Source organism: Agarivorans sp. Alg241-V36 (assembly GCF_900537085.1).
In the GTDB taxonomy this organism is placed as follows: domain Bacteria; phylum Pseudomonadota; class Gammaproteobacteria; order Enterobacterales; family Celerinatantimonadaceae; genus Agarivorans.
In genome coordinates this window covers 12,856-35,038 of sequence record NZ_UNRE01000005.1, presented here as the reverse complement: position 1 = coordinate 35,038, position 22,183 = coordinate 12,856, and the positions used below count along the sequence as shown (strand labels likewise).

23 protein-coding genes are annotated in these 22,183 nt (G+C 47.3%); 18 read left to right on the top strand and 5 right to left on the bottom strand.

What is annotated here, in order from left to right:
- Nucleotides 1–129 precede the first annotated feature (129 nt).
- Nucleotides 130–1,425 carry an urea ABC transporter substrate-binding protein gene (gene urtA, locus G6R11_RS12190; protein ID WP_163133357.1) on the bottom strand — a complete coding sequence of 432 codons (1,296 nt, stop codon included), beginning with the start codon at nucleotides 1,423–1,425 and terminating at the stop codon, nucleotides 130–132.
- Nucleotides 1,426–1,808: 383 nt separating this feature from the next.
- Here urtA and G6R11_RS12185 point away from each other — a divergent pair, with 383 nt between their 5' ends.
- The 9 genes from G6R11_RS12185 to menE all read left to right on the top strand — a co-directional run bounded on the left by G6R11_RS12185 (nucleotide 1,809) and on the right by menE (nucleotide 8,921).
- Entirely contained in the window at nucleotides 1,809–2,693 is an 885-nt protein-coding gene (locus G6R11_RS12185) for an urease accessory protein UreD (RefSeq protein WP_163133356.1), read from the top strand.
- Nucleotides 2,694–2,713: 20 nt separating this feature from the next.
- On the top strand, nucleotides 2,714–3,016 hold the full coding sequence (gene ureA / locus G6R11_RS12180) for an urease subunit gamma (protein WP_163133355.1): 303 nt from the start codon (nucleotides 2,714–2,716) through the stop codon (nucleotides 3,014–3,016).
- 22 nt (nucleotides 3,017–3,038) lie between these two features.
- On the top strand, nucleotides 3,039–3,362 hold the full coding sequence (locus G6R11_RS12175; protein ID WP_163133354.1) for an urease subunit beta: 324 nt from the start codon (nucleotides 3,039–3,041) through the stop codon (nucleotides 3,360–3,362).
- Nucleotides 3,359–5,065 (top strand): urease subunit alpha, encoded by a 1,707-nt coding sequence (ureC, locus tag G6R11_RS12170; protein ID WP_163133353.1) that lies wholly within the window; start codon nucleotides 3,359–3,361, stop codon nucleotides 5,063–5,065. Before G6R11_RS12175 ends, ureC begins: the two co-directional genes overlap by 4 nt.
- Nucleotides 5,066–5,076: 11 nt before the next feature.
- On the top strand, nucleotides 5,077–5,523 hold the full coding sequence (gene ureE / locus G6R11_RS12165; RefSeq protein ID WP_163133352.1) for an urease accessory protein UreE: 447 nt from the start codon (nucleotides 5,077–5,079) through the stop codon (nucleotides 5,521–5,523).
- Entirely contained in the window at nucleotides 5,523–6,191 is a 669-nt protein-coding gene (locus tag G6R11_RS12160) for an urease accessory protein UreF (RefSeq protein WP_163133351.1), read from the top strand. Before ureE ends, G6R11_RS12160 begins: the two co-directional genes overlap by 1 nt.
- A gap of 26 nt (nucleotides 6,192–6,217) precedes the next feature.
- Nucleotides 6,218–6,853, top strand: coding sequence for an urease accessory protein UreG (gene ureG, locus G6R11_RS12155; RefSeq protein ID WP_163133350.1), 636 nt, complete (start codon nucleotides 6,218–6,220; stop codon nucleotides 6,851–6,853).
- A 23-nt stretch (nucleotides 6,854–6,876) separates the two neighbouring features.
- The gene (locus G6R11_RS12150; protein ID WP_163133349.1) at nucleotides 6,877–7,440 is read left to right on the top strand and encodes a HupE/UreJ family protein; all 564 of its coding nucleotides are present in this window, start codon (nucleotides 6,877–6,879) and stop codon (nucleotides 7,438–7,440) included.
- Between the two features lie 74 nt (nucleotides 7,441–7,514).
- Nucleotides 7,515–8,921, top strand: coding sequence for an o-succinylbenzoate--CoA ligase (gene menE / locus G6R11_RS12145; protein ID WP_163133348.1), 1,407 nt, complete (start codon nucleotides 7,515–7,517; stop codon nucleotides 8,919–8,921).
- Here menE and G6R11_RS12140 read toward each other — a convergent pair.
- Nucleotides 8,891–9,100, bottom strand: a complete 210-nt coding sequence (locus G6R11_RS12140; RefSeq protein ID WP_163133347.1) for a hypothetical protein — start codon at nucleotides 9,098–9,100, stop codon at nucleotides 8,891–8,893. The genes menE and G6R11_RS12140 overlap by 31 nt on opposite strands.
- 287 nt (nucleotides 9,101–9,387) lie before the next feature.
- Here G6R11_RS12140 and G6R11_RS12135 point away from each other — a divergent pair, with 287 nt between their 5' ends.
- The 9 genes from G6R11_RS12135 (at nucleotide 9,388) to G6R11_RS12095 (ending at nucleotide 18,918) form a co-directional block, all read left to right on the top strand.
- Nucleotides 9,388–9,771: a hypothetical protein gene (locus G6R11_RS12135; protein ID WP_163133346.1), complete on the top strand. Its 384-nt coding sequence runs from the start codon at nucleotides 9,388–9,390 to the stop codon at nucleotides 9,769–9,771.
- 55 nt (nucleotides 9,772–9,826) lie between these two features.
- On the top strand, nucleotides 9,827–10,678 hold the full coding sequence (locus G6R11_RS12130) for a LysR family transcriptional regulator (RefSeq protein WP_163133345.1): 852 nt from the start codon (nucleotides 9,827–9,829) through the stop codon (nucleotides 10,676–10,678).
- Nucleotides 10,671–11,465: a LysR family transcriptional regulator gene (locus tag G6R11_RS12125; protein ID WP_163133344.1), complete on the top strand. Its 795-nt coding sequence runs from the start codon at nucleotides 10,671–10,673 to the stop codon at nucleotides 11,463–11,465. Before G6R11_RS12130 ends, G6R11_RS12125 begins: the two co-directional genes overlap by 8 nt.
- Nucleotides 11,466–11,604: 139 nt before the next feature.
- Nucleotides 11,605–12,219, top strand: a complete 615-nt coding sequence (locus tag G6R11_RS12120) for a tRNA-uridine aminocarboxypropyltransferase (RefSeq protein WP_163133343.1) — start codon at nucleotides 11,605–11,607, stop codon at nucleotides 12,217–12,219.
- A 117-nt stretch (nucleotides 12,220–12,336) separates the two neighbouring features.
- On the top strand, nucleotides 12,337–12,507 hold the full coding sequence (locus G6R11_RS12115; RefSeq protein ID WP_163133342.1) for a periplasmic nitrate reductase, NapE protein: 171 nt from the start codon (nucleotides 12,337–12,339) through the stop codon (nucleotides 12,505–12,507).
- Nucleotides 12,508–12,563: 56 nt separating this feature from the next.
- A complete protein-coding gene (gene torC / locus G6R11_RS12110) occupies nucleotides 12,564–13,745 on the top strand; it encodes a pentaheme c-type cytochrome TorC (protein ID WP_163133341.1) in 1,182 nt (393 codons plus the stop codon).
- Between the two features lie 13 nt (nucleotides 13,746–13,758).
- A complete protein-coding gene (gene torA / locus G6R11_RS12105) occupies nucleotides 13,759–16,227 on the top strand; it encodes a trimethylamine-N-oxide reductase TorA (protein ID WP_163133340.1) in 2,469 nt (822 codons plus the stop codon).
- Complete coding sequence (gene torD / locus G6R11_RS12100; RefSeq protein WP_163133339.1) at nucleotides 16,228–16,845, top strand: molecular chaperone TorD; 618 nt, start codon at nucleotides 16,228–16,230, stop codon at nucleotides 16,843–16,845.
- A gap of 384 nt (nucleotides 16,846–17,229) precedes the next feature.
- Complete coding sequence (locus tag G6R11_RS12095; RefSeq protein ID WP_163133338.1) at nucleotides 17,230–18,918, top strand: NAD-dependent malic enzyme; 1,689 nt, start codon at nucleotides 17,230–17,232, stop codon at nucleotides 18,916–18,918.
- A 69-nt stretch (nucleotides 18,919–18,987) separates the two neighbouring features.
- On the opposite strand, the gene G6R11_RS12090 is transcribed toward G6R11_RS12095, so the two are convergent.
- The 3 genes from G6R11_RS12090 to G6R11_RS12080 form a co-directional block, all read right to left on the bottom strand.
- Nucleotides 18,988–20,280 (bottom strand): TRAP transporter large permease subunit, encoded by a 1,293-nt coding sequence (locus tag G6R11_RS12090; RefSeq protein ID WP_163133337.1) that lies wholly within the window; start codon nucleotides 20,278–20,280, stop codon nucleotides 18,988–18,990.
- A 25-nt stretch (nucleotides 20,281–20,305) separates the two neighbouring features.
- The gene (locus tag G6R11_RS12085; protein ID WP_163133336.1) at nucleotides 20,306–20,806 is read right to left on the bottom strand and encodes a TRAP transporter small permease subunit; all 501 of its coding nucleotides are present in this window, start codon (nucleotides 20,804–20,806) and stop codon (nucleotides 20,306–20,308) included.
- A gap of 78 nt (nucleotides 20,807–20,884) precedes the next feature.
- The gene (locus tag G6R11_RS12080; RefSeq protein ID WP_163133335.1) at nucleotides 20,885–21,958 is read right to left on the bottom strand and encodes a TRAP transporter substrate-binding protein; all 1,074 of its coding nucleotides are present in this window, start codon (nucleotides 21,956–21,958) and stop codon (nucleotides 20,885–20,887) included.
- Between the last annotated feature and the right edge of the window lie 225 nt (nucleotides 21,959–22,183).

The following is a 22,183-nucleotide window of genomic DNA, read 5'->3' as shown; positions in this document are numbered from 1 at the left end:
TACAAAAAAGGCGCCACCGATATTACTCAGCCGCGCCTTTTAAAAAGTGCCCGTAGGCACTTAGCTGTTTACGCGTACCTAGGTTCTATTTGTCTTTTGGGCTGTTGAGCTCAAAAGCGCAACAGTTCCTTAGTAGTTTTGACCAGAACATTGGCCAGTTTTGATGTTGAAGTTGCCACACTTAATTGGGGCAGTCCAATCAGCAACAATAGTTGCAGATTCAGTTAGGTGGTCAGTCCAAGCATCACCAATTACGCCACCAGCAGTTTGCCATACAGTGTCGAATTGACCGTCAGCTTGAATTTCGCCAATCAGTACTGGTTTAGTTAAGTGGTGGTTAGTGTTCATTACCGCGTAACCGCCAGTTAGGTTAGGAACAGTGATACCGTACATAGCGTCACGTACTGGATCTGTTTCTGTAGTACCGGCTTTTTCTACCGCTTCAGCCCACATTTGGAAACCGATGTAAGTTGCTTCCATTGGGTCGTTAGTTACACGCTTGTCATCGCCAGTGTAAGCTTTCCAGGCAGCAATAAACTCTTCGTTAGCTTCGCTGTCTGCGCTTTGGAAGTAGTTCCAAGCCGCTAGGTGACCCACTAGAGGCGCTGTATCAAAACCAGATAGTTCTTCTTCACCTACTGAGAAGGCTACTACTGGAATGTCTTCAGCCGAGATACCCTGGTTAGCTAGCTCTTTGTAGAAAGGAACGTTTGCGTCACCGTTAATGGTAGAAACAACCGCTGTTTTCTTGCCTGCACCACCAAATTTCTTCACGTCAGAAACGATAGTTTGCCAATCAGAGTGACCAAATGGCGTGTAGTTAATCATGATGTCGGCTTCAGCTACGCCTTTAGACTTAAGGTAAGCTTCTAAGATTTTGTTCGTAGTACGTGGGTATACGTAGTCGGTTCCGGCTAGAACCCAACGCTCTACACCTTCTTCTTCCATTAGGTAATCAACCGCTGGAATAGCTTGCTGGTTTGGCGCAGCACCAGTGTAGAATACGTTTTTAGAGCTTTCTTCGCCCTCGTATTGTACTGGGTAGAAAAGCATACCATTTAGTTCTTCAATTACAGGAAGAACTGATTTACGAGATACCGAAGTCCAACAACCGAAGATAACGTCAACTTGTTCTTTATCAAGTAACTCACGTGCTTTCTCGGCAAATAAAGGCCAGTTTGACGCTGGGTCAACTACTACAGGCTCAAGTTTCTTGCCTAATAGACCACCCTTTTTGTTTTGCTCTTCAATCATCATAAGCACAGTGTCTTTCAGTGTTGTTTCACTGATGGCCATGGTGCCTGATAAAGAGTGCAATACGCCTACTTTAATGGTTTCAGCGGCTTGGGCTGCATTAAGTGAGAAGGCAAGTGCTACACCACTTGCAACCGTTGCGATCTTCTTCCATTTGCTATGTTGTGTCATTGCTATATTTCCTATTTTTTATAGTCCTTTAGAGCATGCGGTACCTCATGCAGTGCTAAACGAGATACAGCATCGACTATGCCAAGTAGAAAATACCGATTAAAAACAACATCTTACGCTAATAATGTATATATCACTAGTTATTCGACGCACAAAACATGAGCGTTTGCCTCAAATAAACGCACCAAAATGATCGCGCAATAAATAAACACCAAACAAACGCACCAACTTGGCCACTGCGCACCAAAATGATCCACCCCAAACTGCTGATTTTGCGCTATTTTGAATAGGAGCCGCACTTAGGTTAGTGCGATAAAACTGGTTTAGTTCTTGCTCTATCAAGCAGAGGAAAAATCACTCTCAGCCATGAAAGAAGGATAACAGTGAGTCAGCAAGAGCAAGCCGCATGCAGCAATTCGCACGCCCCAATCAAGCAAGGATGGGTGGCCACCCTTGATTTGGGCTTTGCCCCTATCGCTAATAAAACTCGCTTAACCCTTAATCAAAGCCAAGGACCATTGCGGGTGCAACGTCCTTTTCACCCAGAACTGGCTGCACCAGATTGTTGCCATGTGTATTTATTGCACCCACCAGGTGGCTTAGTGGCTGGCGATCACCTACTGATGAACGTGGAATGCCTAGCTGGCAGCAAAGTGGTACTGACTACTCCGGCTTCAGGCAAATTATACCGCTCTAATTTGGCGCGCCAGCAGCAACGCCAAGAGCAGCGTTTTCATTTACAAGACAACAGCAGTTTAGAGTGGCTACCGCCAGAAACTATTGTATTCAATGGTGCCCAAGGCCGCTTAGATAGCCACTTTATGCTGCAAGGCAATGCTCAGTTGATTGCTTGGGAAATTACCTGTTTAGGCCGTAAAGCCAGCGACGAAGACTTTGACCATGGCGAGCTATTGCAATCTATCAAGGTATATCGCGAGCAGCGCCCACTGCTGATTGAAAATACCCGAATCGACAATGCCAATACCGCCGCCAACCCAGCTGCGCTTGCAGGCAAACACGTTTATGCCTGCATGTTGGCCACGGTAGATTTACTGGATGAGCTGGCGCAAAAACAATTGCTAGAAGATCTGCGCGAACAATTAGCTTGCGCCGAGGTGGGCATTACCTTGGTGCGAGGTTTAATCATATTGCGCTACTTAGGGGATAACGCCGAGCAAGTGAGGCAAGAATTTGAAGCCGCTTGGGCCATCATTCGCCCTGTGACTTTAGGCCACCCGGCTGTTCCCCCACGAATTTGGAATACCTAATTTAATACTACGAGGCAGACATGGAATTAACCCCAAGAGAGAAAGATAAGTTATTGCTGTTCACCGCCTTTTTGGTCGCCGAGCGACGTAAAGACAAAGGGCTAAAACTTAACTACCCCGAAACCGTGGCTTATCTCTCGGCCAGTATCGTAGAGGGCGCTCGCGAAGGGCGCAGTGTTGCCGAGTTGATGAGCTGGGGGCGCACCTTGCTAAGCCGTGACGATGTTATGGATGGCATTGCCGAAATGGTGCACGAAGTGCAGGTGGAAGCCACCTTCCCCGACGGAACCAAGCTGGTTACCGTGCATAACCCAATCCCTTAGGCCACTTGTAGAGGAACAGCAAATGATACCTGGAGAACTAATCATTGATGATGGTGACATTGAGCTAAACCAAGGTTTAGCCACCGTGACCGTAGATGTTGCCAACAGTGGCGATCGCCCAGTGCAAGTAGGCTCGCACTACCACTTCGCCGAAACCAACCCAGCCCTGCATTTTGACCGCAAAGCGGCCTTGGGTTTTCGACTAAATATTGCCGCAGGCACTGCAGTACGTTTTGAGCCAGGCCAAAGCCGTCGCGTAGAACTGGTTGCCCTAAGTGGCAAGCGCGAAGTGTATGGCTTTAGAGGTGAAGTAATGGGTCAACTAAGTGATGAGGAGCAAGCATGAGCAAGATGGATAAACGCGCCTATGCCGAAATGTTTGGCCCAACCGTGGGCGACAAAGTACGCCTTGGCGATACCGAACTAATCATTCAAGTAGAAAAAGACTACGCCCAATACGGCAGCGAAGTGAAATTTGGTGGCGGTAAAGTTATTCGTGATGGCATGGGACAAAGCCAAGCCAGCTGTGCCATGGTGCCAGACACGGTCATTACCAATGCCTTAATTTTAGATCATTGGGGCATCGTTAAAGCCGATATCGCGCTTAAAGAAGGCCGTATTCAAGCCATTGGTAAGGCCGGTAACCCCGATATTCAAGACAATATTGATATCGAGATTGGTGCAGGTACCGAGGTGATTGCCGGTGAAGGCCAAATTATTACCGCCGGTGGCGTAGACTCACATATTCACTACATTTGCCCTCAACAAATTGAAGAGGCGCTAATGTCGGGCACCACCACCATGTTAGGTGGCGGCACCGGTCCAGCAACGGGCACTAATGCCACCACGTGTACTCCGGGGCCATTCCACTTAGGAAAAATGCTGCAGTCGGCCGACAGCTTTCCAATGAACTTGGGCTTTTTAGGCAAAGGTAATGCTAGCTTACCGCGCCCCTTAGAAGAGCAGCTAATGGCTGGTGCCATGGGCTTGAAACTGCATGAAGACTGGGGCACCACGCCAATGTCTATCGATAACTGTTTAACGGTTGCCGAGAACTACGACGTACAAGTAGCCATTCATACCGATACCTTAAACGAGTCTGGTTTTGTAGAAGATACCATTGCCGCCTTTAAAGGACGGGTAATTCACACTTACCACACCGAAGGCGCAGGCGGCGGCCACGCTCCCGATATTATTACCGCCTGTGGCTTAGACAATGTTTTGCCATCGTCTACCAACCCTACTCGCCCGTACACCATTAATACCGTAGACGAGCACTTAGACATGCTGATGGTATGTCACCACCTCGATCCAGCTATTCCAGAAGACGTGGCCTTTGCTGATTCGCGGATCCGTAAAGAAACCATCGCGGCCGAAGACATCTTGCACGATTTAGGCGCATTCTCGATGATCGCCTCCGATTCCCAAGCCATGGGTCGAGTGGGTGAAGTGATTACCCGTACCTGGCAAACCGCCCACAAAATGAAAGTGCAGCGCGGCTTATTACCCGAAGATAAAGAAATAGGTTGCGACAACTTCCGTGCTAAACGTTACGTTGCCAAGTACACCATTAACCCAGCTATTACTCACGGTATTGCCCATGAAGTTGGCTCGGTTGAAGTGGGTAAATTGGCCGATTTAATATTGTGGAAACCCGCCTTTTTTGGTGCCAAACCATCATTAATTATTAAAGGCGGCGCGATTGCTGCTGCACCAATGGGCGACCCTAACGCGTCTATTCCAACGCCACAACCCGTGCACTATCGCCCAATGTTTGGCGCCTACGGCAAAGCGATGACCGAAACCCGGGTGACTTTTGTAAGCCAAGCCGCTTTAGATGCAAAAATTGATGAGACCCTTGGCCTCACTAGTCGCCTAGTGGCCTGTAAAAATACTCGCAACATTAAGAAACAAGACATGGTGCACAACCACTACCAACCGCATATGGAAGTGGACTCGCAAACCTATGAAGTGCGCGCCGATGGCCAATTGCTCGAATGTGAACCCGCTACCGAGCTGCCGCTCGCGCAGCGATACTTTTTATTTTAAGGAGAGAATGAATGTTAAAGGTGTATCAAACCCTCCATCACTATCACGGACCGGTGCATCACCAAGTGGTATTGAGTTACGAATTGCGTAAAAAAGCCCGCATTAAGGCGCAAACCGAAGCCAAACAAGATATCGGCTTTTTCCTTGAGCGTGGCCAAGTGCTGCAAAATGGTCAAATGCTCGAAGCCGACAATGGCGAAGTGGTTGAGATTAAAAGTGCCGACGAGTTAGTCACCACTGCCTATAGCGATGACCCACTAATGTTCGCCAAGGTTTGTTACCACTTGGGCAATCGCCATACGCCGCTACAAATAGGCGAAGGCTGGGTGCGCTTTCAACCCGACCACGTATTACAAGACTTAGTGGAGCTTTACGGGCTACGAGTAGAACAGCACCAAGGGCCTTTTGACCCAGAAACGGGCGCTTACCACAGCCATTTACCCGGACACAGCCACTAATGTCTAGCATGGCGCAACTTCAGCTAATGCGCTTGGTTAGCCCAAGCCTACCGGTGGGCGGCTTTGCCTATTCGCAGGGTTTGGAATACGCCATCGAAAACGGCTGGGTAAACAATCCGCAGCAGCTAAAATCTTGGATTAGTGGCTGTTTAGAAGCGGGTTTAGCCTGCCTCGACATCCCCATGCTCGCGGCGCTGTATCAAGCTTGTGAAGCCCAAGATTTCGCTAAGTTTGAAAGCCTAAACCTAGAGCTTATTGCCAGCCGCGAAACTCACGAGTTAGAGCTAGAAGATGTGCAAATGGGCAACGCCCTGCGCACCTTGCTCACTCAGCTTGATGAGAGCATCACTGCAAAGCTGAGCGATGAGCCTATGAGTTGGACCAGCATGTTTGCCTTAGCGGGCGTGCATTGGCAGGTTGCGCTAAACGAGCTAGCCGACGGCTACCTATGGACTTGGCTAGAAAACCAACTGGCAGTAGCGGGTAAAACCCTGCCACTTGGACAAACTGCCTGCCAAAAATTATTAAGTGAGTTACTGCCACTACTGCCACCCGCACGCGAATCGGGACTCACTCTACCCTTTGAACAAATTAGCGGGTCGTTACCAGCCTTAAGCTTGGCTAGCGCCCTTCACGAAACCCAATATTGTCGGCTGTTTCGCTCTTAGCGCAGCCACAAAAAAGAGGAACCACAATGAGCATAAAACAAACTTTACGTGTAGGTGTTGGCGGCCCAGTAGGCTCAGGCAAAACCGCCTTACTTACTGCCCTATGTCGCGAACTAAAAGACCGCTTCAACCTAGCAGTAGTGACCAACGACATTTATACCAAAGAAGACGCCCAATTTTTGCTGCGTAATGATGCCCTAGCCGAAGACCGTATTTTAGGTGTAGAAACCGGCGGTTGCCCACACACTGCGATTCGCGAAGATGCGTCGATGAACCTAGCGGCCATTGCTGAGCTTAATCGTCGCCACCAAGGCTTAGATTTAGTATTAGTAGAAAGCGGCGGCGACAATCTAAGCGCCACCTTTAGCCCAGAGCTAAGTGACTTAACTTTGTATGTTATTGATGTAAGTGCTGGCGACAAAATCCCGCGTAAAGGTGGGCCAGGCATTACTAAGTCTGACTTATTGATCATCAACAAAACCGACCTAGCACCACACGTTGGTGCCTCGCTAGAAGTAATGGATCGCGACGCTAAGAAAATGCGCGGCGAGCGCCCATTCGTATTTAGTAACCTTAAAACCAGCGACGGTTTGCAAACCATTATCAACTTTATTATTGAGCAAGGCATGTTGGAAGAGTCCAGTCCAGCCACTGCTAACTAGTTTTAATTTACAAGGAATCTACCATGAAAAGACTACTGACTTTGGCTGCAGGCCTACTAATTAGCTTACCGAGCTTCGCTCACGAAGGGCACCACCACGGTTTTAGCGAAGGCCTATTGCACCCGATTACCGGTCTAGACCACTTAATAGCCTTAAGCCTAATTGGTTTATTAGCCAGCCAAACAGGCAAACTAAAACTAAGCATGGCGCAAAGTGTTTTTGCCTTAATCGTTGCCGCCGTAGTAGCCAGCATGGGTTTTGTACCACCAATGTTAGAAACAGGTTTGGCCATTTCTCTACTGGTTATGGCGGTATTAGTCGCTAAGGTATTACCAAAAGCGGCTAGCGTAGCGGGGTTAGCAGTATGTTTAGTGGCTGCTTTACACGGCGCGGCTCACGGTAATGAAGTACCAGCAGGCGCAGATATGAAGCTATTCTTCGCTGGATTTATTGCCAGTTCTATCACCCTTATTGGTGGTGGCTACTTGCTAGGTAAAGCGGCACAACAATCTGCTTATGGTCAAAAAATCACTCGCGCTATCGCTGGCCTAGCTGGCGCCTTTGGGGTAACTGCACTAGTAGCTTAGCCCTGCATAGCACTGCGCCGCTGGTGAGATTTGCCAGCGGCGACAAGCATCACCTTTTGCGGCATAATGCCGCTATGAGCACCCTTTCTTTGTCGACCCACGCACTGCAACAGCAAAGCCAACTTAGACCCGAGCACATCGCACTAAGCATTGGCCAACAGCATGTCAGCTATCAGCAGCTTTATGCCATGGTTAAGGCCGCGGCTGAGCAATTGCGCTTGCAAGGCCTTACGAAAGGCTCAAGACTATGTTGCTTTGGTGAAGATCCGCTACGCATGCTGCTATTGCAGCTAGCAAGCTTAGAGCTAGGCTATATTTTCTGCCCGCTCAATCACCACCACCCTCTCAGCCAATTGCAGGCCTTAAGCGCAACCGTAGAGTGCCAGTTTTATTGGAGCAACTTGGATCTGAGCTTAAACCAAGGCAAGCGGGTCGAATTTAACCCTCATCAAGCACTTAGCGGCTGTGATGCTGGCGAGCTCGACAGCGAAGCTCCTATGAGCATGGTGTTTACTTCTGGCAGTAGCGGCCCACCTAAAGCCGTGGTGCACTGCTGGCGAAACCACTACTACAGCGCTCAGGGCTCACAAGCGATGATCCCTCTCAACCACCAAGACCAATGGTTATTGTCTTTGCCGCTTTACCATATTGGCGGCCAAGCCATAGTATGGCGCTGTATATTGGCCGGTGCGCGGATTGTGATTGCGCAAAATAAAGGCCGAGTCTTTCCCGACTTGTTAGCTAGTGCGACCACCCATGTCTCGCTGGTGCCCACCCAACTTTATCGCTTGCTCACCCAAGCAAAGTTTTGGGCCAATAGCTTAAAACTAAAACATATCTTGATTGGTGGCGCAGCCTGTAACGAGAGTTTATTGGAACAAGCGATTAGCCGTGGCTTTCATGTATACAACTCTTATGGCAGCAGTGAAATGAGCTCGCAAATTGCCACCCGTCATCACAGCTTGGGGCAAAACAGTTATCAGATTTTGCCGCATCGCCGCGCCAAAATACACCAAGGCGAAATTCACCTACGTGGTAAAACCTTGTTCCTAGGTTATTGGAAAAACGGCGAGATTTTGAAAGCGTGCGAACCCGATGGTTGGTTTAATAGCGGTGATAGAGGCTTAATTGAGGGCGCTCACCTTTATACTTTAGGTCGTAGTAACAATATGTTTATTTGTGCTGGCGAGAATATTCAACCCGAAGAAATTGAGCTAGCGCTGTTGCAGCATCCACAAATTAATCAAGCAGTGGTGGTTGCGCAACAAAATAGTGAGTACGGCCAATGTCCGGTGGCTTTTATTAAGGCCGAACAAAAGCTAGATAAGCAGCAGCTGGATCTGTTTTTACGTCAGCAGCTGGCGGCGATCAAACTGCCGATCGCCTATTTTGACTTACCTGCTCACAACTCGCTAAAGCCATCGCGTAGCGAGCTGAGCAAATTAGCTAATCACAAATCCAGTTGTTGTGACCAGTGTTGAAGTTCGGAAATGCTAATCCAAGATTGTTGATAGGCGTGTTGTAAGGCACTGTGTTGCTGCTCTTTAAGGCTATGGTGGGAATCAGGAACAAAGCAGCATGCTCCTTTAAAAAATTGCTCTCTTTCTGCTAAGTAACGGCTTAACAATCCGGTATTGGCGAACGCTTGTTCTGTTCTCATAAGCACTCCTTACGACTAAAAATAGCTAGCGCTTAGAAGCTGGAGAAGGGAGATAAACCACTCTCGGCAACTTCATAAAATGGTGAACCCTTATATGAGTATCAACCACTTACCTTACATTTAGCACGCATTTCCCCCCTCAACAAGCACTATTTCGCTGCAATTAGCCAAATTAGCTTAGCCTGTCACGATATCTGCGCAGGCTTGTCGATAAAAGCAACAGCTGTTTAGTTTACCTTGCGGTGGGCTATCTCTAGAATGCCCAACAAACTATAAATGAGGTAACTATGAAAATTGCAATATTTGCTGTAAGTGCACTTAGCTTGGTGACACTTTCGGCTAAAGCCAATCCCGAGCTTGGAGTAATGGTTGGCAGCGATAACGGAATTAGCGCTCAGTTTAATGACATTCGAGTCAACGTTGGGCTTAACGATTTTTCACTTAGTGGCGACAAAATCATTGGCTTTCCCGATCAACAGTACTTTTATTACGGCTTTGGCGGTAAATGGAGCGACCACCATCACCATAAACTAGGCGCTCGTGCCGTGTTCGGCGCGCATACCGTGGTAGACAAATTTCGTTTCTTCGCCGAACTACAACCCATTGTTTATGTGATTGACGATTTAGAGGTGAAACTCGAAGCTAGCGCAGGTGTTCGATACATGTTCTAACAGCTCAGCTATTCTCTGCTAGCCTTAAAAGACATAATCAGCATGGCCAAAGAGAATGCAGCAAGCGGATATTGGCTTGCTCAGTAGGTTTGTTAAAGCCTATGAGCAACGCCACCATTACCCCGAGGTGACCAGCCCTAGTAGCAGAAGGAAAATCTTTGCGGACTTAGAGCAATCACTAAACTGCAGGCTATTCGACCCAGACTATAGCCGCCTCAATGAGCAAGGTCAGCAGCTTTACCAACGCGCTAAACAGCTACAACTACAACTGGATAACTTTCTACAAAGCCCAGTAGTTAAACCCCAGCCGCAACAAATTGTTATTGGTTTGGATGAGTTTGTCCCTAGTCAAAGCCTTCTGCAATGCTACCCACGTTTTATTAGCGAGCTGTCGCTGCAACAGCTGAAACTGGTGCAACTAAGCAGTAACCAACTGCAACAGCAATTAGTTAACGGCAATATTGACATTGCCCTACGGGTTGCCCAACAAAATAAACCACCAAAAACCCATTCTCGCCGCTATTGTAATTTGAGCTTAGCGCTGGCCTGCGCGGCGCGCCATAGCTTAAGTAAACACCAGCAACTAAGCGCCGAACAATTACAGCGCCACCGCCAACTGTGTTTAAACCATCTGCCGCTAGAGCTGCAACTAAACCGGGTAAACTGCTGGCAATTGAGCCACCGAGAAATGCTACACGACCTCTTAGTACTAGGAATGGGCTGGGCAATTGCACCACGCCACTGGCTGGAGTCGAGCTTTCGCAATGGCAGCTTAATTGAGTTGCACCTAAGTAACTATTTCTCGCCCACCAAACTAGAAATTGAAATACTCTGGTTAAACAGCCAGCACGACAGTCAAGTAGCGCAATGTTTAAACCTGTTGAGTTTGAGTGCCTACGATGGATGAACCAGCTAAACAAGCCGCCTTAGAAGCCTTTGTATGCCTCGCTAAACATGGCAACGTAATAAAATGTGCCGAGCAGCTTAAGTGCACAGAAAGGCAGGTAATACAGCGAATTGACCAACTAGAAAAGCAACTTGCTTGCTGCTTGTTCAATCAACATGCCGCGCCCTTTCCACTCAGTTCGGCTGGGCTTGCGCTAATTGAACAAGCAGAACTCATCGTTAGTCGCTACCAGGAGTTACAACGCCATTGTCGCCATCTACAATTGGGAAAAAGCCTTAAGCTGAGTATTAGCTATCAGTCGTGGTTTCCTAGCCCTTGGCTTACCTTGCTAGCCAATCAATTGCAGCGTTTTGATCCTTTACTGGATCTGCACTTTAGCGGCAATAGCCAACAACAGGTTCACTTTAGCTTCTCAGCTCAAAGCCAACAAAAAGACACCCAAGTGCTTAATTGGCGCCCGGCTAAGTTAATCAAGGTCGCTCACCCCAAGTTGGTTAATCATCAGCAACGCTTTGATGGCCACTTAAAGCTGTTTGATATTCGCGAGCCCCAGCAAAGCAACTTGTTTATTGGAGAAACTTTATTGCTCGACGCGCTAGAAGCCGCCTTAGGCTGGGCAATTTTGCCGCAAATAAGTGTTGAGTCTCGCCTCGCAGAAGGACAACTTAAAGCTTGGCCAGATTTGGTGGCAGAGCTGCCTACCTACTTACACTTGTCTAATCATTGCCCAGAAGACATTCGCACTTGGCTATTGCAACAACAAGCAGAGTATTGTGAATTACCCTAGTTCTGATGCAGGCTAACTGCAGATTAAAACCTTTGCCTAATATAAATAAGCCACAAACTACTGCAAAAATAAGCTCGAAAGTTCAACAGCCCCAAACATTAGCTTATAATTGCTGCGCCTTTATTTATCTAAGAGAACAATGAGTCGAGTTCGTTGCCCGCGCTGCTTGCGCCCTCAAAGCCACTGTTTGTGCGCAGACATTCCCCATTGCACACATTCTCACCCAGTGATTGTTTTGCAGCACCCCAGCGAACAACAACATGCCAAAGGCACTGCCCACCTTGCTTGTTTAGCCCTCGGCAATGCCCAAATTATGGTGGGTGAAACGGAGGAGGATTTTGCCGAGCTAAAGCAGCAAGTTGAGCTAAATCCAGATCAATTTTTACTGATTTACCCCAGCGAAACCAGCCAAGCTATAGAGCACAGAGCAACCAGTAAAAATGCGGCTTCTGTAGTTGCAGATTCTTTCCCCACCATTTTGCTACTTGATGGCACTTGGCGAAAAGCCAAAAAGCTGTGGCACCTCAATCCTTGGTTACAAGATTTAGAACAATTTCATTTCGACCGCGCCCCACACGGCCAATATAAAATACGTAAAACATCGATAGATAAAGGCCTATCCACCATAGAAGCAATTGGATACGCACTAAACCAGTTAGAAATGTTTGACCCTACTCCTTTAGTGGGTATACTACGCGCCCTTGCAAACCAGCAACTATCAGCAATGCCAGCGGCGATCAAAAAACGCTACTAATTTGCTGCGACTAAGTGACACCTATAATCACAAAAAACATCGGTGAAACTGGTCAAAACTACATATCAAGACTAAGTTAAATTTATATACATAACATTAATGTAGGAGTGCTTTTGCATGTCTAAGAATAATGTGGTGGAACCGAGCCCCAGTAAAATGGATGAGTGGAAAGTATTTCTATTTATCGCTGTTGTGCTGTTTCCCATTTTGGCAGTGGTCACCGTAGGCGGTTATGGCTTTATTGTTTGGATGCTCCAGATAATGATGGGCCCACCGGGACACGGTTAATCGCTCTGCCCTTTCTTTTTATTACTAAACAATTCGCAGCAATGTGAGACACCACCATGAAAAATATGCTGAAGAAATTTTGGTCAATAGTGAGCAAACCAAGCGTACATTTAAGCTTTGGTTTTTTGACTATTGGCGGATTTGTTGCCGGTATCATTTTCTGGGGCGGCTTTAATACCGCTCTAGAAGTCACCAATACCGAAGAATTCTGTATTGGCTGTCACGAAATGGCCGACAATGTCTATGTAGAACTACAAGAAACAGTTCACTGGAAAAACAACTCTGGAGTGCGGGCCACCTGCCCAGATTGTCACGTCCCCCATAATTGGACAGACAAAATCGCCCGTAAAATGCAGGCCTCTAAAGAAGTATACGGCGCAATATTTGGCACCATTAATACTCGTGAAAAATTCTTAGCAAAACGTGGTGAACTAGCCCAGCACGAATGGGACCGCTTCACTGCCAACAACTCCTTAGAATGTAAAAACTGCCATAACTACAACAGCATGGACTTTGACTCCATGTCTGAGCGCGCCCAAGTGCAAATGAAAATGGCCGCCGAGCGCGACCAAAGCTGCATTGATTGCCACAAAGGCATTGCTCACGAGCTGCCTGAAAACATGAATTCTGGCGAAGGCACCTTAGCTAAGCTCGAAGAAATGTCCACCTCAGGTTACAAACAGGGAGAAACCTACTACAGCGTTCGCCAACTGCCGATGTTCACCAGCCAAGAGCTTAATGAAGAAGCAGGCCAGCTTAATGCAGCCACAGCGGTGAAAATTATCGAAGTGAACGGCGATGCGATAAAAGTAGAAATAGACGGCTGGCGTAAAACTAAAGGTTTTGGCCGAGTACTGTTTGAAGACTTTGCCATGAACATCAACGACGGCTTCTTAACCAAAGAAGTGGCGCAAAACGATAGCATCTTCCAGAAAGGCGAAACCAAAGAGGACGACCTAACCGGTTTGCCTTGGCAAAAAGTTTCAGTAGAACTGTGGATGCGCAATGGCTCACTCACCGATTCACGCGAAACCCTCTGGCAATTTGCTAAAACCACTTACGATACGGCCTGTAGTGTTTGTCATACCCAGCCAGCCGAAAATCACTTCGACACCAATACCTGGCCAGGTATGTTTAACGGGATGTTGTCGTTTGTGAATTTAGACGGTGATACCCAAGCGCTGGTATTAAAATACCTACAATTACATTCTTCAGATTTTTCTGACGCTGGCCACTAACAAGGAGATTAACATGGCAATTACTCGTCGCGGTTTTCTCAAAGGCATTTTAGCCACCAGCGCTAGTACTTTGATCGGCCCAAGTTTATTGGCAGTCTCAAATGATGCTGCCGCTGCAGAAACAGCCGGAAGCTGGAAAGTTTCGGGCTCGCATTGGGGTGCATTTCGCGCCCGCGTATACGCTGGCAAAGTGCAAGAGATAAAACCATTTGAAGCAGATAAATACCCTACCGAAATGCTCAAAGGCATTAAGGGAATTATTTACAGCCCTTCACGCATTCGTTACCCAATGGTGCGCTACGATTGGTACCTAAAACGCAATAAAAGCGATACCTCGCAGCGCGGTGATAACCGCTTTATTCGAGTGACTTGGGATGAAGCCCTCGACTTGTTCTATCAAGAGCTAGAGCGTGTACAAAAAGACTACGGGCCTTGGGCGCTGCATGCTGGCCAAACTGGCTGGCGCCAAACTGGCCAAGTACACTCTTGTGGTAACCACATGCAACGTGCGGTTGCCATGCATGGCTTCTCGGTAAACAAAGTCGGCGATTACTCTACCGGTGCTGGGCAAACCATTATGCCTTATGTGCTTGGTACCACTGAGGTATACGCGCAAGGCACCTCTTGGCCACTGATTCTTGATAACAGTAAAACCGTGGTGCTTTGGGCCACCGATTTAATGAAGAATCTACAAGTAGGCTGGGCTTGTGAAACTCACGAATCTTTCGAGTACTTAGAGCAGCTCAAAGACAAAGTTGCTAACAAGCAAATTAGGGTGATTAGTGTTGACCCTGTGCGCACTAAAACCCAAAAATACTTAGACTGTGAGCAGCGCTATGTAAATCCGCAGGCCGACGTGCCATTCATGCTAGCGATTGCCCACACCCTTTATAAAGAAGAACTTTACGATAAAGAGTTTCTCAATACTTACGCCTTAGGCTTTGAGGAATTCATTCCCTATGTCACTGGCGAATCTAAAGACAAAGTAGAAAAAACTCCAGAATGGGCCGAAGCCATTTGTGGCGTACCGGCAGAAGAGATCCGCGAGTTTGCTCGCTTGCTGGCCAGCGACCGTACTCAGATTATTTTTGGTTGGTGTATTCAGCGCCAGCAACACGGCGAACAACCCTATTGGATGGGCGCAGTCGTTGCTGCCATGTTAGGTCAAATAGGCTTACCTGGCGGTGGGGTGTCTTATGCCCACCATTACAGTTCTATTGGTGTTCCTTCTACCGGTGCCGCCGCGCCGGGTGCATTCCCGCGTAACCCTGACAAACCTAACGAGCGGGTTCATATGAACCAAGACTTTAAAGGTTACAGCAGCACGATTCCGGTAGCGCGTTGGATTGATGCGATTATGGAGCCGGGTAAAGTGATTAATTCCAACGGCGCCAAAATCACCCTACCTGACATTAAGATGATGGTGTTCTCTGGCTGTAACCCTTGGCATCACCACCAAGATCGCAACCGCATGAAGAAGGCCTTCCAGAAGCTAGAAACGGTAGTGTCGATCGACTTTACCTGGACAGCCAGTTGCCGCTTCTCTGACATCGTGCTACCAGCCTGTACCCAGTGGGAGCGTAACGATATTGATTTATATGGTTCTTACAGCAACCGCGGCATTATTGCCATGCACAAGCTAGTAGACCCACTGTATCAATCAAAAACCGATTTTGAGATTTTCACCCTGCTTACTCAGCGCTTTGGCAAAAGTAAAGAGTACACCCAAGGCAAATCTGAAATGGAATGGGTGAAGCAACTTTACGATGAGTGCGCCGCAGCCAACAAAGCCAAGTTTGAAATGCCCGACTTTATGACCTTCTGGAAAGAGGGCTGGGTAGACTTTGGTAAAGGTGAAAACTGGACCCGCCAAGCTGACTTTAGAGAAGATCCCGAAATCAACGCCTTGGGCACTCCTTCAGGGTTTATTGAAATCTTTAGCCGCAAAATCGATCGTTACGGCTACGATGACTGCCAAGGCCATCCAATGTGGTTTGAAAAAGCCGAACGCTCACACGGCGGTCCAGGCTCTGAAGAGTTTCCAATTTGGCTGCAGTCTTGTCACCCCGACAAGCGCCTGCACTCACAAATGTGTGACTCGGAAGAATTTCGCGCTACCTATGCTGTGCAAGGCAGAGAGCCCTTATACATTAATCCAGAAGACGCCAAGAAGCGTGGCATTAAAGACGGTGACTTAGTTCGCGTATTTAATAAGCGCGGCCAACTACTGGCTGGTGCAGTGGTATCTAAAGATTACGCCAAAGGCGTTGCTCGCTTGCAAGAAGGTGCCTGGTATGGTCCGGTGGATGAAACCATTGGCGCACTCGATACCTATGGCGATCCTAATACCCTTACCATGGATATTGGCAGTTCCCAGCTAGCGCAGGCCACCAGCGCCAATACCTGTTTGGTAGAGTATGAGAAATTTACTGGCAAAGTCCCGGCGGTTAGCTCCTTTGGCGGCCCTAAGGAGATGTCGTAAATGACAGCAAGCGCTAGCATTAGCGAAGAAAATGAAATCCGCGCCAGCATCTATTGGTGGTTTGCTACGGTATTTACTAAAGAGCTGGATAAACAACAATTGGCGGCTTATCGCGAAGGCGAAGGTGCCGAGCTATTAGAACACTTAGCCGATACGCCAGAACTCAGTTCTGCAGTATCGATGATTAACAACAGCCTAGCTAAGCTCAGCGTTTATCAGCATCCAGAGCTAGAACTGGCTGCTGATTTTTGCCAACAGTTTTTAAGTGACAGCAAAGTAGGCGCGCCGCCTTATGCCTCGGTTTACCTGTCGGCCAACAAGCTTATGTTCCAAGAGTCGCATGAAAAAATGCGTGCATTACTGGTAAGCCAAGGCCTGCAAGTTGACCCTAAGTTTAATGAGCCGGCGGATCATCTTGCTATTCAGCTTGATTACCTTGGCAATTTAATCTTGCGCGAAGCTCCTGCGCAGCAGCAAGCTGATTTTATTAATCAGCACCTGCTGGCTTGGTTGCCGCAGTGGCTTGATGCATTACGCAAGGTTAGCAAGGGCGGCTTTTACCAAGGCTTTGCCGAATTACTTGTTGGCTACTTACACTTAGAGCTAACCGAGTTATAAGTTAAGTGAGCAACTAGCGCGCTAGTTGCTCACTTAAAACCAACAAGGCGAGTATGGCTATAGCAAATCCTGTTGCTCGGTGTCGAAAATTCATGCACTTAGCCGAACAAGCAACACCCAGTTAACATTTTCACAACATATATCTCGCAAAAGCGGCAAACTCAATTATAGTTAAGGTAAGTCGGTTGTCGCTTCTAGATGCCCGGGCGGTAATACCTCAACTGTTAGGCGTTACGCCCCTCCTATCTTTTAGCGGTGCCGGCTGGCCTATTTCTAAACCTCCATAATTCAACAATCTATCTACATTCCTTTGGTATAGTTCATGACCTAAGCCCAAATCTGTGAAAAAATACAGCTTCTTAGCCGCAGCAGATGAGCTTTACCATGGATGATAAAAAACGCCCGCTCTATATTCCTTACGCAGGCCCCGCTTTACTTGAGACCCCTTTATTAAACAAAGGCAGCGCCTTTGATCAAGAGGAGCGTATTTTCTTCAACTTAGAAGGCTTGCTGCCAGAAACTATAGAAAGCATCGACGAACAAACCGAACGTGCCTACCTACAGTATCAAAGCTTTACTAATGATTTAGACCGCCACATTTACCTGCGCAATATTCAAGATACTAACGAGACCTTGTTTTACCGCTTGGTAGAAGATCACATCAGTGAAATGATGCCGATTATCTACACACCGACCGTAGGTGCGGCCTGTGAACAGTTTTCTAATATCTACCGCCGCTCACGAGGTTTATTCATCTCTTACCCTAATCGCCATCGTATCGATGAGCTGCTAAACAACGCCACTCGCCACAATGTAAAAATTATTGTAGTGACTGACGGTGAGCGGATCCTCGGCTTGGGCGACCAAGGTATTGGCGGCATGGGCATTCCCATTGGTAAGTTGTCACTCTACACCGCGTGTGGCGGCATTAGCCCAGCTTATACTTTGCCTATTGTGTTGGATGTAGGCACCGACAACCAACAGCTGCTCAACGATCCGATGTATATGGGCTGGCGTCATCAACGGATTAGCGGCGAAGAATACAGCGAGTTTGTTGAGTTATTCATGCAAGCGGTAAAAGTGCGCTGGCCAGATGCGCTTATTCAATTTGAAGATTTTGCCCAGAAAAATGCCATGCCCTTATTACAACGTTACAAAGATCAATTCTGTTGTTTTAATGATGACATCCAAGGTACAGCAGCTGTAACCGTAGGCTCTTTATTGGCCGCTTGTAAGGCCGCTGGCTCAAGCTTAGCTGAGCAGCGTGTTACCTTTGTTGGCTCCGGCTCAGCAGGTTGCGGCATTGCCGAAGCGATTGTTCGAGCCATGGTGGAAGAGGGTATAAGCGAAGCACAAGCGCGCAGCCAAATTTTTATGGTTGACCGCTGGGGCTTACTGCAAGATAACATGCCCAACCTGCTAGACTTCCAACAAGCCTTAGCGCAATCGGCCGATATTCAACAAAAATGGGGGCTTAATAGCGATGCTTTGTCGCTGTTAGATGTAGTGGAGCATGCCAAGCCTACGGTACTTATTGGTGTATCAGGCGCGCCAGGCGTGTTTACCCAGCAAGTAATCGAAGGCATGCATCAGCACTGCAAGAAGCCTATCGTATTGCCGCTTTCCAATCCCACCAGCCGGGTTGAAGCCTTGCCTGAAGACATCCTCCGTTGGACTAATGGCGAAGCCTTGGTAGCCACTGGCAGTCCATTCTCGCCAGTGAAGTTAGGCGAAGATACCTTCCCTATCGCCCAGTGTAACAACAGCTATATTTTCCCCGGCATTGGTTTAGGCGTATTGGCCTGTCAAGCCACCAGAGTGAGTGATGAAATGCTCATTGCTAGCAGTCGCGCCTTAGCCGAGTGCTCGCCACTGGCCAACGATGGCGAAGGCGCTTTACTGCCACCGCTTGAAGAAATTCAGCTAGTTAGCAAGCACATCGCTTATGCAGTAGCCAAAACAGCCATGCAGCAAGGCTTAGCGGTAAACACCACCGACGAAGTACTAATGCAAACCATTGAAGCCAGCTTCTGGAAACCTGAGTATCGCCACTACAAGCGAACATCGTTTTAACTACCTGACTAATAAATATAAAAAAAGCCGCCCAAGAGGGCGGCTTTTTACTATCTATAACTATGGCATTTACATACCAAAGCCATAAAACTCTGGGAACACCAATATCGACGCTAATACCAATATCTGCAGCATAATAAAGGGCATTACACCTTTGTAGATATCGGTAGTTTGCACCTCGGGCGGGGCGACACCTTTCAAATAGAACAGACTAAAGCCAAAGGGCGGTGTGAGGAACGAAGTTTGTAGATTCATCGCAATAAGAATCGCAAACCAGGTTAAATCGATGCCCAAGATCTCAGCTACCGGGTACAACATTGGCACCACAATAAAGGAGATTTCTACGAAGTCGATAAAGAAGCCCAAAATCAAAATCACAATCATGGTTAAGATTAAGAAGCCCCATTTCTCGCCGGGTAGGCTAGTCATCACCTCTTCAATCACCTCTTCCCCACCGGTGTAAGAGAACACCATAGAGAAGGCAGTTGCACCAATGAAGATGGCAAATACCATGGAGGTAACTTTCACCGTTTCTATGGCCGCTTCGTAGATAATTTTCCACGAAAACTGACGATAAATAATCGATAAAAGAATGGCACCAATGCCACCAATAGCAGAGGATTCTGTCGGTGTTGCAATACCGTAGAAAATCGAACCAAGTACTGCAATCATTAGCGCTAAGGGCGGAGCAATGGCTTTAAAGGCATTCCAGCACGGTTGCACGCCATGGCCTGCAGCTTCATCTTTAGGTAAAGCAGGCGCAGACTCAGGTTTAAAAAAAGAATAACCGAGTACATAGAGAATAAAAGCCCCCACCAGCACAGCGCCTGGTAATAAGGCCGCTTTAAATAAGTCTCCTACTGGCACTCCCATTACATCACCAAGAATGATCAAGATGATAGACGGTGGAATGATTTGCCCAAGCGTACCAGAGGCACAAATTACCCCAGTAGCTAAGCGCTTATCGTATTTGTACTTAAGCATTACCGGCAAGGAGATCACGCCCATTGCCACAACCGATGCACCCACCACACCGGTAGACGCTGCAAGCAGGGCTCCCACCAAAATAGTGGATACCGCTAAGCCACCGCGTACTCGACCAAATAGTTGGCCCATGGCTTCGAGCAGCTGTTCAGCAAGGCGGGTTTTCTGCAATACAATGCCCATGAAAATGAACAATGGCACGGCCATTAATACCGAGTTTTGCATAATGCTCATGATGCGGTAAGGCATAAAAGCAAACAGATCGATACCTTCGGCAAACACACCAAATACTAGTGCAACACCGCCAAATATAAAGGCTACTGGAAATCCAGTGAGCAGCATTAGCAAGGCCACGAAAAACATGACGATCCCAATCATGACAACTTCCTTTTCTTGTTATGAGCTAGGCGTTATTTCGCAGCTGAATGAGGTTTTTGAGAAGCATTCCAAGGCCACTAATGGCAAGGCATATCGCCGAAATTGGAATCATTGATTTAATTATCCAGCGATAAGGTAACCCACCTGGATCGCCGCTGGTTTCTCCTAAGTTGTAAGATTCCAAGGCAAAGTCATAACCATACCAAGCAATCAAGCCACAAAAAGGAAATAAGAAGAACACCACTCCCAAGCTGTCTATCCAGGCTCGTTTTCGCGCCGACAACTTGTCGTAGATAATGTCTACCCGCACGTGGCCTTCGGCCTGCAACGTAGACGCAATTCCTAATAGAAACATGGCAGCAAACAAGTGCCATTCTAACTCTTGCATACCAATAGAACTGGAGCGAAAAAAGTAACGCATCACTACGTCATAAAAAATGTTCACTAACATTAGCAGCATTAACACCGCGGTGAGGCCTGCTATACCTTTGGAAAATCCATCTACCGCTCGTTGCAAACGCAACATCCCTAGCCTCCCAAGCAATACCGTTGCTTTTTTGGTTTAGCTGATGGAGCCACAGCCAAGCTGCAGCTCCATTCTCTACTACAAACCTTCAGTACTGTTTAAGTAACCTTGTTCTGAAATTGCAGTGTAGGCACGAACTTGTTTCATATATTGCTGTTGTGACTCAATGATCTTAGCGGCCATTGGGTCTGCTGCAGCTTTCTCTTTTAACAAGTCATCATTAGCGCTTTTAAGTGCTTTGATAACTTCGGCAGGGAAAGTTTTAACCTGAATATTCGGGTATTCTTGCAACATGGTTTGCCAGTTTTTAGCGCTTTCAGCGTAAGAATGAATAAACATGTCGTAAGCTGCTTTACGCATTGCAACCGCTAGGATTGCTTGTAAGTCTTCTGGCATTTTTTCGAGTTTTTTCTTGTTCGCAATAAACATCAACTCGGTTGCTGGCTCATGCCAACCCATGTAGTAGTAGGGTGCAATTTTGTGAAAGCCCATACGTAAATCTAAAGAAGGCCCCACCCACTCTAACGCGTCAATGGTATTACGCTCTAAGGCGGTATATAACTCACCCGGTGGAATATTCACTGGCGTAGCACCTAGCTTAGCCAATACTTCTCCCGCAAAACCCGGAATACGCATTTTCAGATTCTGTAAGTCTTCAACAGAGTTAATTTCTTTACGGAACCAACCGCCCATTTGCACCCCAGTGTTACCGCCAGGGAAAGGCACTAGGTTATGGTCAGCGTAAACTTGATTCATTAAATCTTGTCCGCCACCATACTGCAGCCAGGCGTGTTGCTCTGGTGCATTCATACCAAAAGGCATGGTAGTGAAGTAAAGAGTGTTTGGCACCTTACCTTTGTAGTAATAAGACGCGGTATGGCCTAGGTCATACTGGCCACTTTTCACTAAGTCGAATACCCCAAAAGGTGCTTTGTGTTTGTTTGAAGAGTCAACGCGGATCTTTAAACGACCGTTAGACATTTCGTCGGCCATTTTCACCATGTTTTTCACTGCATCACCAAATACTGGGAAGTTAGGGCCCCAGGTTTCAGCGAGTTTTAGTTTGTATACTTTATCGGCAGATACGGCAGCCGAACTAAACGCAATAATTGCAGAAGCCAGCAGGGTTTTACTGCAGAGGGACTTAAGCATGTTGTTCTCCCTTTCGTTGTAAGTTCCATTGTTGGTTAGATGTTTTAAATGTAAACCAACTGCTTAATGGTCACCTCTAATGTTAGCGAGTTGTTACAATAAAACCTATCCGGCAATACACGGTTTTTTTCTACGTAAGATCACGTACAGGCTAGACTTTGGTAGAAGCGAGAGCTAGATCACTATTTTTGAAAAATCGCATAGATTAACATATAGTTAACATTC